Annotated in this window: 2 protein-coding genes; both read left to right on the plus strand. The window is 37.8% G+C overall.

The features are described from left to right. Positions 1-37 precede the first annotated feature (37 nt). Complete coding sequence (locus G592_RS0104455) at positions 38-15,385, plus strand: hypothetical protein (RefSeq protein ID WP_028246751.1); 15,348 nt, start codon at positions 38-40, stop codon at positions 15,383-15,385. A gap of 107 nt (positions 15,386-15,492) precedes the next feature. Continuing rightward, complete coding sequence (rpsU, locus tag G592_RS0104460) at positions 15,493-15,666, plus strand: 30S ribosomal protein S21 (RefSeq protein ID WP_015549455.1); 174 nt, start codon at positions 15,493-15,495, stop codon at positions 15,664-15,666. Positions 15,667-15,717: the final 51 nt, after the last annotated feature.

Here is a 15,717-nt window from a genome sequence, read left to right on the forward strand (position 1 = left end):
CGATGTGATTGTAATAGTTTTGAGTGAGGGCTCTACTATGGGAAAAGGATTCAGATTTTTTACAAACCTTGTATTTGCATTGGTGATATGTTTTGGGTTATGTGGTATTACTGTATATGCGGAGGAAGATGATTCGACAGCGGAAGCAGCTGAGCCTCAGGAGGCTGAGGAAGTTGAAGCTGAAACTGTTGATACAGTAGTGAAGAATGCAATTCAGACACAGATAGAAGAGGCAATCAATAATCTGGAAGATCCAGCTGATTGCTATGTTACTGTGGACAGTGGCACTTATGATGGCAATATTACATTGCAGGGTGCAGATCTTTCTAAACTTGGCGACAAGACTCTTTATATTCTTGGTGATGGTTCTTACCAGACAGATGAAGAGGGCGAACTAATTAAGACTACTATTTCTGCAGCTGGAAATGGTTCAGCTACAGTGAATGGTGATATTTATATTGATGGCCTCACTGTCATTCTCGGTGGAATTTATCTTTCTATGGGCAATAAAATCACTGTAATCGATTCCGACACAAGCATCTATGGAACAACAAAAGATGACAATCTGACAGTAGATGCAGGTAAGGATGCAAAAATTAAGATTGATACTGGTGAGGGGGCTGATACCATAATCATAAATGGGGTATCCGGTAGCTCTAGTTTGGATAATCCATTTGTTACCAATACAGGTTCAATAGTTATCGAATTGACTGGTGGTGATGGAGCGGATGTTTATGAAATAGACACCAGTGTTGGTGGAGATTTGATGTTAAAGACTCTTTTAGATCACGTATATGAGTCGGCTACGGCGATTACCATAAATGGTGATGCAGATGACAGATTACATCTTACGGGTTCGTTGAACAAGGATAGCGTTGATAGTGTTATTCATGGCAGTTCAGATAGTAGTGTTTCAGAGGAGAAGACTTATATCCAGAAAAAATCTTCTGATGAGTTTGATATTAATCTGGTTTCTGAAAAAGGTCTAAAGACACAAATTAATTCTATTGGAGTAGGTTCATTCACAGATGAACTTGAAAATAAAACTGAGGTGGTATTCAAGCAGGGAACAACTCCTATTCAGAATAAAGCCTTTATAGATTATGTCATTAGTCTTGAGGATACCACGAAAACTTCTATTACTGTTATTCCATCTGCTTTAGCAGATAATCTTGCACATTCTTTTTCACAGCTTAAGGTTGGAAAAGAACGTAAGGCAGTAAAAGTTGGAAATATTACAACAAATGGAATGAACCTTTTAATAGTTGGTAAGGAGGTAAAGGTTCAGGGGAACATTGATACAGGTTCAGGAAATGTAGTTATTAGAGCCAATGATTCAGATGACTACAATATCGATTTGAGTGAGATGATTCCAATGCCTGAATCAATTTCAGAAATTGTTCAGTCGGCAGTTCCTAATGATGGTAAAGCCTCTGTATTTAGTATTAAATCTACAGCATCTGTAGATGTGGAAGAAGGCAAGACCATAAAGGGAAATAACATCGACATTAAGTCTAGCAGCAAGCAGGACCAGCCACTTGTACCAGAGGCAGACAACGAGGCATTAAAGGGAATTAACTTTATAGCAGTCAAGGTTGGTAAGGCAGTTGTTAATCTCAAGGGAACAATCCAGGCAGCTGGTTCAGTTATAGGTAGAGCAATTTCAGCTATTACTACAGCAGCTTCCAATGAGAATCTTGCAAAGTGGTATATTCCAATCGCTGCAGGTGTACTTTTAGGTGAAGCTGGAATTAGTGTTCTTGGAAATATTACAGCAAGGGCAATTAAGCTTTTATCTGACAGCACAGTGAACTTAGAGGTTGCATCTACAGTAGGTGCACTTCCAGTTTCAATTTCTGTTGCAGCTATAGATAATGACTCTAAGGTAGAGGTTAAGGGTAATGCATATCTGAAAGCAGAACAGAATATTTCCATGGAGGCAACTGGAAAGATTAAGGCATCCACTGTTTCTCATGCAAAGAACAAAGAGAAGAAGGATGAGAAGGGACAGAAGACAGGTGCCGATACTGATGATGGAGATGGTGACCAGGCGGCAAAGAATAACGGAGCAAATACAGCAGACGGTGAAGAAGTAACTGAGTCAGGTAACCTCTATGGAGGATTCATAGCGGTTTCTGTAGCTATTCAGAATGTAGTAGCACATGTAATAGAAAACGCACTTGTAGAATCAACAAAGGGTTCTATAAATATTCTTGCAGAGGCACTTGAAAGTGTATTAACATCTGCAATCTCTTATGTACCTGAAACAGCAGATGATGCTGAAGGCGAAGATGATAAGGATAATGGTAAGGCAGCCAGTGATGCAGATACAAAATCTGACAAGGAAGGCGACGATACTGATAAGCGTTCAGTAGAAAATTCAAAGGATAGTGCTGCAAGTTTGCTTACAGCAGCTGGAAATACAAAAGAAGAAAATCAGATTGGCGATAAGCTTGATTCTGATGATAAGGATAAGATTGACAATTTAAAGAAGGGAATAACAGGAGACGATAAAGAGAATCCATCTGAAGAAGGTGAGGAGCCTAAGGAAGATGAAAAGAAGCAGGATGGAATAGACAAGGTATTTGATGATGCAACTCAGTCTGCAGATCCTGAAAACGATTCTGCTGCATCTGTAAAGAAGAGCTCAAGCCAGCTTGCAGGAGCATTGGCTGTTAACGTTCTTTTGAATACAGTAGAAGCTATTATCGAAACAACTAAGTCAGTCAAGGCTGTTGCCGGAGCAATCAGATTATTAGCTGATGCTTTCACATATTCAAAGGCAATAGCTAACGCATCCCAGGTTCAGAGTGCACAGGATGAGGATGATGCAAATGTGGCTGTAGGAGCGGCAGTAGCAATTAATATAGTTGATCACGAGAGCTTGGCAGAAATAAAACAGGGTAATATTGAGGCGAAGGAGCTTGTTGTATCTGCAAACTCTGGTTCAGAAGGTTTGCCTGTAACAGTTCATACTGAGGCAGTAGCTGGACATACAGATAAGAGTGAATATGGTATCGCAGGTGCAGTAGCTATTGATGTAGCTTCAATTAGTACAAAGGCTCTCGTAGGTGAGAAGGCTAAGCTTGTTGTTACTGATGATGGTTTAACAGTAAAAGCAAATTCAAATGAAAATATAAAGACTATTTCTACAACCAACGAAGAGATTGGCGAAAGCAATGCAAGGGTTGGTGTAGGTGTAGCTATTTCTGTAGATGTTTGTGGTGTAGACACTATTGCTCAAATTGGTTCTGAGAATGCGCAGACAGTTATCAATAGTGACATCGCATCCATGGCAATTGATGCTGCAAATAATCTTGTTGAAGAGATAGAAGCTACAGCAGGTGCAACTGGTAAGGTGGGCGTTTCTCCATCTGTAACAGTTGTTGTTTCCGGTGCAAACACAGAAAGCTATGCATACTTTATTCCTTCAACAGAGATAACAAATATGGATGGCGATTTTGAGCAGGACGCTACAAATAATGTAGAGCGTACTGTATCTGCTGACGCAAAGGCAGAAAGCCAGAATGGTGGAAGCGGTGCTTTGATCGTTACTGTTCTTAATGATAGTGCATATGCAAAAGGTAAGAGCGAAATCAACGCAAATAATATTAGGATTAATGCAGTTTCCAAGAGTGTATTAACTAAGGCTCATGCTCGTGCAAGCTCAAAGGGTGCAATGAAGAATGGTGGAAAGACTGATGGCGACTCTGATGACGGAGATGCTGATGCGGGTAATGGTGATGGAGACCAGGATAAGCAGGCAGATGAAGCCATAGCTGGTGCAAAGAGTCTTTCTAAGAATGTTGGTACAAAGAATGTAAATGAAAATGAAGTAGATAAGTTGACTGCAAACCGTCAGAAGGGACAGACCGCTGAGGGTTCAGTTAGTGTGGCTGCAGCTTTTGTTGTCAATGTAATGAGCAACGAGAGTATTGCAGTATTTGAGGTGCCAGTAATTAACGCGCCTGAAACTGCTATAGAGGTTACATCTTCAAATACAACTTCTGCATACGTATTTGCGGATTCATCTTCAGTAGCAGCTAAGTGTGATTCTAATGGTCAGGTTGAGTCAGGTTCTTCTGTAGGCGTTGGAGCAGCAGTTGCTATTAACGTAATTACGATTAAGAATGAAGCTCACATTAAGACAAATGGAGATATCAAGGCTAAAGATATTAGAGTTACTGCAACTAATGCTATAGATGAAACATACAATTATGACGTTAACACTTTGAAGACTTATGCAGTATCAGGTGCAGGTGCAGGCAATGTTGGTGTTGCTGGTAGCGTGGCAATAGCAGTGATAAATGGTAATGTTGATGCATTTATTGACTGTGGAAATAAGACCATTTATATAGTAGATGAAATTGGTAATATCTATATCCGTGGTTCTATCGACAATAATGAGGAGACAATTGCCTCTGCAGCTCTTTTAAATGGTGAGCCAGATAAGAATGATACAGATAAGGATGGCAATGAAAATGAAGCTATAGCAGACAGCAAAAAGGCTGAAGGTAATGATGGTAACAGTAAATCCGATGATGGAAAGAAGATTGTCGAAGTAAATGGAGAAAATAAGCAAAATGCTGGAGGACAGGATAATACTGCTACAAATACAAAACCTCCAACAGATTCAAATAATAATCCAAAGAATCCTAATGCTAAGGCAGGTGAAGAAGGTAAATCTTCATCTGTAGGTGTTGGTGCGTCTGTTGCACTTAACTACAGCACAATTGAGACAAACGCATATATTAATGCTTCAAAGATTGAAGCAAATTGGGGTGTAAGAGTATTTGCAGTTGAAAATATTGATAGATACACATTTGCAGTAGCAGGTACTGACCCTGTAGCGAAGGGAGCATCTTCTGCTATGAATACAGTTGTGGATGCTTCTGTTGCACTTCTTATTGAATCAGATCGTGTAAATGCATTTATAAGTGGACAGCCAACCATTAATGCATTTGAAGTTGCAATTGAAGCAGTTCATAGTGGGGAAGCAAGAAATCAGGCTAGTGGTTTTGCAGTTGGTAATCAGTCTGCAATAGGTGCTGCAGTTGCCTTTATATGGTCTGACTCTCAGGCAAAGGCTACCTTTGATGGTGTTATTACTGCAGCGGCTTTATATATAAATGCCGAAACCAGAGATACGGATCGAAGCCTTGCACTTGCATTAGCAAAGGGTACTACTCAGGAAAAGGCTAAGCCTGACAGCTCTGCTCAGCCTGGTACAAAGAATAATGATAACAAGACTGCAGAAAAGATAAACACTGCTTTAAATAAGACTAAGTCTGACAAGGCTGAAGGAGAGGCTACTAATTCAAAGGCTCTTTCTACAAATCTTTTAAAAACACAAAATGTTAAGACAGAATCTACTTCTACTAAAGACAGTAGTTCTGAAACAGGCAAGGCTGTAATAGAAGCTGAAGGTACTGTTAATACAGAGGTGACTAATAAGAACCAGTCAGGAGCTGGAAACAACAATATATCTACAGACGCTAAGGGTACAGAATCAAAGAAGGTAGATGTAGCTGCAGCTCTTGGTATCCTTGTGGCAGACCATAAGGCTGAAACATCTGTAGCAGGCAAGATTTACTGTTCTGAAGTAACAGTAAAAGCTAAAAATGATGCTAATTTCTCAGCCCTTGGAACAGCTATTACTATGACACAGCTCCCTACTACAGCAGCAGTAGCTCTTGGTGTTGCAGTTGCGGTAAATAAGGGTGAGGCCATTGCAAAGTTGGCAGATGGCATCGTTATTGCACCTAAGAAAGAAAATGAAGATGGATTCTTCATTATTATTTCTGCTGATGTTAATCAGAACTGTGACAATAATTATTTTGGTGCCCAGGCAGTTTCAGGAAGCATTGCAAAAGCTCAGGGTAATAATGATACTAAGGTGGCAGCAGCAGGTGCAGTTGCAATACTTATAACAGATGCAAATGCACAGGCAATAGTTGGTGACAATGCTAATCTTAAGAGTGGTGATATTAGTATTACAGCTAAGGATGACTACAAGTTATATGTAAGGGCAGGTAGTCTTAGCTATTCAACAAAGGCTAATGTTGGACTAGGCATATCTTATGGCATGCTATATGCAAACGACAGGATAAGTGCGTCTATAGGTCGTAATGCTGTAATAGAATGCAGGTCACTTGATGTAGAGGCTATTAAAGTACATGAAGATTTATTAGAAGGCCAGGGTCTGAAGGAATATATTGATAAGGCAATGGAGGTCTATGATGGTATTTCTTCTAATAAGACAGTAACAGCCAGGGGGGATGGTTCAAATGAAGAAGTAGTTATAGCAGATAGTGATATTAAGAGTATTTATACTGTTCAGGAAGCAACAAATATCATAAATCTCTTTGTATTTGATAACTATCATGTTGAAAGCTTTAGCGGTTCTGCAGCACTTGGACAGGGCGATTTTAATGGTGCAGGAGCAGTATCCTTTGCATTGCTTAAAACTGATGTAAACGCTGTTATTGGTGAGAATGCAAATATAAAGTTGATAAAAGGTTCTCTAAATTATGGTGATTACTCAGAAGATGAAGATGATTATAGACCAAAGGACGTATATGTATATGCTTCAGACAAGGCTGATTCAGGACTTTACACCATCGGTGTGGCTGCAGGAAATGCAAAGAACACTGCAGGTGCGTCTATAGTTGTTTTGATTGATCATAGTAATGTAAAAGCTGAAATTAAAAATGGAGCTGAAATCAAGTCAGAGAATAAGGGTGGTCTCAAGATACAAGCTGAAACAGGTTTGAATAATCTTATTGTTTCTGTGGCTTCAGCAGTATCCGCAAATGCATCTGGAACGTCAATTGTTGGTGGAAATGTAAATGTATTTGTAACTGACCATAAGACAATAGCTCAGCTTCATGATGGAGCAAATGTTGATGTTTACGGAAATATTGATGTTAACGCAGATTATGCAAACGATACAATCCTTGTAGCAGCAGGTGTTCAGGGGGGAAAGACTGGCACTGCAGTTGCAGGTGGAACAGTAGTAGTTGGAATTAATAAATCAGACACAGAGGCTCTTGTTGGTTCAGAAAATAGTGTGAATAAGACTTTATTGAAGTCTAGAACCGGCAATGTGAATGTTAAAGCAAATTCTATAGATAAGGCAGTAAGTGTTCTTGCAAGTGCTTCAGTAGCCATTGGGTCAAAAGCGGGTGTTGCAGCTGTTATTGACGTGCTCATTTCTAAGGCAAAGATTCTTGCAAAGATCATAAGTAAAGCTGATATTACTGCACAATATGGAAATATTAATGTTATAGCTTCTTCTGATACAAAGTTTACTGCAGTTGATGCTAATGTAGCCCTTGCTTCAAGCGGAACAGCTGCAGGTGGTACAGTGCAGGTAGGCGTATTTAGAAGAATCGTGGAAGCAGCAGTAGCTAAGGGATGCAATCTTATTGCTGGCGGCAATGTATTAATTAGTGCATACGGCGATGATAGAATGCTTGATATTCTCGCTGCCGCAGCAGCAGGTTCAGAGAATGCTATTGATGGAGTTATTGTTGTATCAATTGAGGAGAATATAATCAGAGCTATCCTTGAGAGCGATAAAAACAATGCTTCAAGGATTGATGCAGATGGTTCTATAGGTATTTCTTCATATCTTGATTCTGATACTATGCTTATTGCTGCTGGACTTAATGCAGCAAAGACCGTTGCTGCTGGAGGAACTATCTCTACAGTAATATTAAATAATACTATAGAAGCTGTAGCAGATTCTTATTCTTCACTTTATAGTGGAGGACTTAAGGCTCTCGTTATTCCTTCAGTTACAAATGGCTCAAAGGATAAAAAGAAAAAGATACGTGGTATTGCAATAGACTCAGGTGAAAACTCTGTATTCAGACTTATTTCTGCTGCAGGTTCTATTTCTGGCAAAGTGGGTGTAGAAGGTGTTATCAATACAGTAGTTAAATCATCTAAGGTTCACTCTTATGCAAGAGGTCATAACACATTAAAGGCAAAGACAAAAGAGGGCTCTATACCTTCAGATTTAGATGTTCCCCTGGATATTCAGGTCGTTGCCAATACATATAATAACAATATAGATGCAGCTGGAGCTTTAGCTGTAGGTGGAACCGTTGGTGTAGGTGTATCTATAGTAACGTTTGTTAATAGTGCAGAGGTAATTGCTGCAATTATTGACTTATCAGAAATTACATCTGATGATGGAAGCGTTAAAGTGGATGCTTATGCTTCTGAAAATGTGACTCTAATTGCAGTCAGCTTTGCTGGAGCAGGTACTGCAGCTGTTGGTGTGGCACCAAACGTCCTTGTATACAACAATAATGTAAAAGCATATATAACTGGTGAAAACAAAAATGTATATGCTAAAAAAGATATATCTGTTACTTCAACTGCAAATACAGATATTATATTGAATGCAGGTGGAGTTACAGCAAGTGGCACTGCAGCTATTTCCCTTGAAGGAAATGTAATTTACTTCAATAACAACAGTTCAGCATACATTGGACCATTTGTTACAGTTACAACTAAGAATGGTGATGTAACTATAAAGTCATCTACTACAGAAACTCTAAATGAAAATGCTGGTGGTATTGCTGGTTCAGGCACTGCAGCAGTAGGTGGTTCTGCTGATGTAGTAATTACAAATATTAATTCTAATGCCTATACGAGTGATCATGTAATAATAAATTCTGGCAAAAATACTAACATACAGGCAATTGATGATTATAGTTTCATAGGTATAGCAGGAACTATAGGAGGAAGTGGTACAGCAGCTGTAATAGTAAGTGCAATTGTTGCGGTTACACATAATACAATTAAAGCTCAGATTGGCGAATTAAATACCATTAATAGTGCTAGTGACATAAAGGTAGAGGCAAAATCTTCTAGAATAGTGGATACATTTGGACTTACTGTAGGTGCTGCAGGAGCTGCAGGTGTAAGTGGTGCTGTTGTAGTAATAGTAGAAGGAAAAGGAATTGATAAAGACTCTTATGATAGATTCCACGAAAATGCAGGTATTCATCCGGAAGAGATTGCTACGAATGGATATAAATATGCGGATACAAGAGCAGGAGAAACTTATAAAGTTGATAATCTAGTCGATGAGATTAAATCATCCACAGAGCCTACAAGAGATTCTGCCCAGACTATAGCAGATAAGGGGGCTAATGGTGGAACATATCAGAATTATGCAAACGAAGAAGGAAGAAGAGTTGAAGATGCAAAAGCGCAGAATACGTCGCTAGCTAATGCTACATCTGAGAATCTGTCTGGAAAGATTACAGATGCAAGTGATGTTAATCTTGCATACGTAGGACAGGGTTCAGTTCTTACAGCTGGTTCAAACATTAATGTAGTATCTACAGAAAACGTAGGCGCTCTTGTAATATCTGGTGGTGCAGGTGGTGGTACTGCTGGAGTAGGTGCAGGTATTGCTGTAGTGATAATCACGTCAAATGTATCTGCCCTTGTAGATTATAATGCAGTGCTCAATGCGGGCAAAGACATAAAGGTTGAAGCTACATTAACACATGAGAACGTTAAAATAGATAATTCTAGTTTAAGGTTTTATAACAGTGCTCGTACATACATAAGTGGCTCTGATACAGTTAGCAAAGCAAATTCACTTGAAAAAGACACAACAGGCAGCAGATTGTCTAATTACGGTATTTTTATTGTAAGTGGTGCAGTTGCTGGTGGTGAGGTAGGAGTCAGCGCATGTGTTTCTTATTTCAACAATTCTGCTGATGTAAGAGCTGTTGTACATGGAATAGTTTGTTCAGAACGCGGTAATATAAATATCACATCTAAAGTTGATTTAGGAAACGTAGGAGTACTTAATGTTTCATTAAGTGGCGGAGCTGTAGCTGTATCTGTAAGTGTAGCTATTTCTACAAACGAGGCAACAGTAAAAGCTACTCTTGATACAGATAGTGTTGCTCAGGAAAACACTGCTAATAAGGGTTCAATAAATGTTAAGTCTACTACCAATGCACACCTGCTCACTGTTAATGGAGCTTTTGCAGCAGGCGGAGTAGCTGTATCTCCTTTGGTATCCATATCAAATAGCAGAGTGGATTCAAAAGCATACATTGGTGGATATACAAGAATTAGATCAAAGAAATTAGATGTTAAAGCAATAGTAGAAGGAGATATTGAAGCATATCTTGGCAATTTAAATATAGGAATAGGAGCAGTTCCAGTAACGGTAGTTATTGCCAATAATAAAACAATTAACAAAGCGTATGTGGGACACTATGTTGATAATCCTAACAATTATGGTTATATAATTGCTGATTCACTGGATATTACTGCAACAGTAAATAGTAGTCTTTGTGTACATGGTTATTCAGTTGCCACAGGTGTTTATTCTGTAAATGGAACTGTTGATATTGCTGACAACAATGCAGAAAACAGTGCATATATTGAACGCATGAATACTTATGTTACAAATGATATAAACATACTTGCTGGTATGGCTGGATCTACAAAGGTTGTTGTTGGTAGTGTTTCTGCAGGTGTAGTAGGTGCAGGTGCAGTAGTTGCTATAGCAAATATTAATGGAATCAATAAAGCCTATGTAGAAATGGGAAGCTTTGAGCTTAAGAGTAAAAATCTTAGGGTAGAAGCTGCTGGTCTTACAAAGGATAGTGCATATGAAACAGAGGCTGTTACTACAGCACTTACAGGAGCGGCCGGTATTACGTTTGCTGCTACAATAAATTTTGTATATGCTACTAATAATGCGGTCAATGAAGCGCTGATAGATACAAATGGGATTCTTACGGCTACAGATAGTATTAAAATTATAGCAACAGGCAAGAGTAAGGCTTTGGCTGTAGGTGTATCTGGTGCGGTCGGAGGTGCGACAGGTAGTGTTGTATATGTAGAAGCTACTTTATCAGGAACAAATAAAGCTTCGCTTGTAGGTAAGTCGAATGCTGTAGTTACAACAAATTCTTTAGATATTTTATCTACAAGTAATGAGGTGAATACAAAGCCTTCTGATGTAACTATAAGTGTTTTGGGCTTTATAAGAATATCAATTGAACCTGAGGCAGCTGCTGAAGCTCGAATTTATGCAGGTGATATTAGTCTTGGCTCTTTGTCTGTCAACAAGGCAAATGCAGAGTCTTCTATGACAGTTACTGCCAATGTTAAATTTGATGGCGAAAAGCTTCAGATAGGCAATGGTAATGGCGAAATTAATATTAAAGTAAATGGTGCCAGCACAGCCAGAGCAAGGTCTGATCAGGCTAATCTTCAGTTTGCAGCCCTTGGTGCTGTAATGGTTGATGCAAATGCAGCAGGTGAATATAAAGCCACCTGGAATAATACCGCTAAAGAAACAGTAATAAGTGTTAAAGATATTAATATAATTAACAATTATGCATCCAAGGCAAATGCTAGTTTAACTCCATCTGCTTTTGGAGTGAATATTAGTTTTACTGACGCTAAATCTAATAATGCTACAGCTATGGCGTCTTCTATAGGTAAAGCTTCTGCAACAGGTGATATTAGTAATGCAACAGGAAACGTTAATATTGCCAGCATAGGAAGCTTAGTAGAAGCTTATGCCCATATTGAGGGAGTACTTGTAACAGCAGAATTTGCTAAAATTGTATCAAACATCTCAACAGCTAAAGTTGAAGTAGATAATTCTGCCTCCTTAGATGGAAGAAACAAAAATATTACTGCAAAGAATCTTACTGTTTTGGCTAAGCTTAATGAGGTTAATTCTATCGCCAAGGGCGGTTCGAATTCAAGCAAACTAAATCTTACATTTGTAGAGACAGATTATACTAAAATTACTGCTAAAGCAGATGTTATCAATAACGCATATATTAATGATGCAAACATAAATGCAACAGGAGCAGTTAATGTAATCGCAGATGTTGAAAAGGCAAGTGATGAAAACAAGTCATTAGGAAATGTTGTTCATGTTGAGGCTACTGCTGACCAACCAAAATACTCTATAAGTGTTGCAAGTGCTAACGTTGTGAGTACGGAAACGGATGCCGTAAGTACTGTTACCGCTAAGATTGTTGGAAAGAGTAATATAACAGCTAATCAGATAAGTGTTACATCTGCTGATGGCACGGAAGTTTCATCGAAGGGTAGTGCGCCTCAGGCTCAGATTGAGACTAATAGCGTTAACATTAAGGCTGCAGATATTTGTAGAGTAAAGGTAATTACCCAAGCTGCACAAGCTAGAGCAAGAGAGGTTGTTTCAGAGATTGGAGATAATGTAACTCTTACAGCAACTGGAAACAATATTGCAGTTCTTGCATTATCTGAACTGGACCTTTATACGCATCTAAATAAGATGAGTAATTATTCCTTAGTCAAGCTTGGAAATTATTCTTATGGAGTAGAAGTTGGTAAAACTTTTGTAAAAGCAAATATTTACGGAAAGCTCATATCTAATGGTAATGTGGATATTCTTGCAAAGGATAATGTCAAGTTAAAGGTAGATCCACTTGAGATTTTAAATGTAACTATTTTTCTATCTACTGATTTATTAGGAGCCTCAACAATTTGGAGTAAAGTCGAATCACAGAATGTAAATGTTATTTTAGGAAATGGTTATGATAGCTCTATTGAAGCTCCAAATGGAACCATTACTGTATTAGCAGTTTCATCTGGCGATGTTGAGAATGAAATTATTAATACTAATAAAGGTTTAGGAAATAAATGTAAGTTACATATAAGAGATGAGTATACTCGCTATACGACTGTGGATGTAAAAGATAACACGACTATATTCGCAGGATATGGTATTGCAATAAAAGCAGATGCTCAAAATGTTAAGATATCAAGTGCTGCTAATGGAGAGGCTCGTACGGCTGTAGAGATTTATGAGGTTTGGCCACAAATTAAATATAACGAGAATACAAATATTAATATTGGTGGTGGATGTGATATCACAGCTCAGCAAGGAGATAATTATATTGCGGCTCAATCAGAGAGCGATTTGAGTGCAAAAGCTAAGTATCACATTGAAAAAAATGCATATGGTACAAATAAACCTTTTACTCAAATCATTAGTATTGTTGATTTGAGAGTAGTCATTGCATCAAATAGTAACAAGAGAACTAATATTTACGGCAAAAATGTTACTATAGGAGCCTTTATTAATTTACAGAATCATATGTCAGAAGCTATTGCGGAATCCATTAGCGTAGTATCTGATACAATAGCGTCAAGTAGTGTGAATTCTAATAATTACTTGCTTGTAAATATTGGGAATGCAAGCATTATAGGTTATGACACAATATTTATATTTACCGATGCAAAAAGCCTTGAAGAGCATTCTAAATCGTATGCCAAAATAGAAGGCTTTTCTGGTAAAGTTACTGCTGAGGCTAATGTTGCAGGTAGTGTTATTGGTGATATTAACATAGGTAATAACGCCTATAAAGCAGTTATTATGGGTCCAGAGATTGTTATTAATAATGGACTTGATGACACTAAGATTAATATTAAACGTGATGTAGAGGCATATGGAGATACTATTGTTGAGGAAATAACAACATGGGTAGATGAAACCGTAAACGAAATTGAGGAGGAGACCAAAGACTGGCCATGGCCATTTAATAAACTTGTAGAATATTTAGTAGTTCGTCCAGTAAGATGGATAAATGAGAAAACTCAAAAAATTACGCACTCAGAGGTTACTAAGGAAGCGAAAGGTAATTATGAGATTAACGGCAAGGTTAATGTTAATCTTGACTTATATTGTAGTGAATATGCTGCAGGTGTTAACATTCTTATCGATGAAGATGGTAATGTTATAGCAACTGGTTTAAAGAATCCTGGTAATTATGTTAGTGTAGATAAGGATGCAATAACAGTTCATGACATTAAACGAACCAGAGGTGGTAAGTTTACACTTAAAGCACCAAACTGCAATGCAAGTGGAACTATAACCTATTATAATAGCGTATATATCCCAAGCCTAAATATTGATAATTATTCGGATCTTCCTTTATACATTAGGAATATCTCTATGGTTAGCGATGTGGCAAGAGATGATAGTGATGCTTTTGTAACAGTGGTTACTATGCCACGTGGAATTAATATTGTTAATGCGTCACTTGAACCAACAAGAGTTGAGATTATTTCACATGGTAATGGCGATGTAATATTTCCAACCGGTAAAGGTGGAAATGGCAGGTCTTCATATGACGATTTTGATGCAGGAGAAGGAAGCATCTACATCAAGATGAACGGAGGCAATGTATACACGCAAGGTAATGCATTTGTTGTGGCAAATACATTTAAGGTTGAAGGTGCTGGAGCGATAGGACGTTGCAATAATGTGGGCGTCTTAGACTCTTCTAATCCTTTCAATTTGTATTTGAACACAGTTGCGTTTATTAACAATAGTTACGTTAAGCGAGATGTAGATGTTGCAAGTGTATCTCTTGATGCTAAAGATTCAATTAATATTATGATTACACCTGTTGTACAGGTATTTGAGAAGGTAAATGAAATCTTATCAAGTGTAAGAAATTTTATCATTAGAAGTCTTAAAGCTAATAATGTATTACTTCAAATTGCTAATCAGTACTATACAACAATGATTGTTCCGTCTAATGGAACAGGTAAAGGGAAGAATAGTATTAGAGAATTCTTATCGAATGGTGCAAACTATAATGCTTATTTCTGGCTTGATACTGTAGAAGCAGATACTTTGCAAGTGGATGTTCCAGCTCCAAGAGGAAGTAGTACATACACTATATACGTAGATCCTGAAGGCTATAAGGTTAACAATCTTATTCTGAATCTTGGAAACCGAGTTGAATGGAAGTTCTATAGCAGTTATGATGTAGATTTATTTGGAGATGGATGGATTATTCAGCGGATATATGATAGAAATACGCGAGATTACATTGAAACATTAGAACTTAATGTAGAAAAAGAGAAGGAGGAAAAACTTCCAGTACTTAAGCATCTTAGAAGAACCCAGAGGAACAATACAGATGCAAACATTAAAAATGAACCAACACCACTCGGCTTCTTGGGAATTACCAGCATTGCAGGAATTTTAAGTAAACTTAAGAATGTAGTCGATTTCTCATTAGTTGTTAATATAAGTGGTTTGGATGCAGTTCTTGTTGCTAATGATTGTTCTGTTAATAGTATGCAGCGTGTAATTCTTGATTTATATACAGGTTGTGTGAACTTGGTTCGTAAGCCAAACGATTATAGCAATGCATTAAAAAAGTGTTTAGAGTTATTTGAGAATATTAAAAAGGTAGGAGGGGAGTATTATGAGGCGGCTAAAGATAAGCTGAATGAAGTAGTTGATAAACTATTTGAAGGAGGTAATCTTTACTTTTTTGACAAAATATTTAAAAAGTTTATTAATGATAACTTGTAAAATCTATGATTATAGTTGACAAATAGATATTTTATGCTAAAATGCTTGTTAGTGCTTTTAGATTAATGAGTACAAGTCCCCAAATGGAGGGAGGTTAGGATTAGACTATGTCATATGTTACAGTTAAAGAAAACGAGTCATTAGACAGCGCTCTTCGTAGATTTAAGAGAAACTGTGCTAAGGCTGGTATCCAGCAGGAGATTCGTAAGCGTGAGCACTATGAGAAGCCTTCAGTAAAGCGTAAGAAGAAGTCTGAGGCTGCTAGAAAGCGTAAATACTAATTTACAGCTTACAATTTTGAATTTATGGCCTATATCGTTACGGCGGTATAG

Source organism: Pseudobutyrivibrio ruminis CF1b (genome assembly GCF_000424005.1).
Lineage (GTDB): Bacteria > Bacillota > Clostridia > Lachnospirales > Lachnospiraceae > Pseudobutyrivibrio > Pseudobutyrivibrio ruminis_C.

Excerpts from the sequence above, each read along its gene's own strand:
- G592_RS0104455 (WP_028246751.1), top strand. The coding sequence starts at position 38 with ATGGGAAAAGGATTCAGATTTTTTACAAACCTTGTATTTGCATTGGTG.
- rpsU (WP_015549455.1), top strand. The coding sequence starts at position 15,493 with ATGTCATATGTTACAGTTAAAGAAAACGAGTCATTAGACAGCGCTCTT.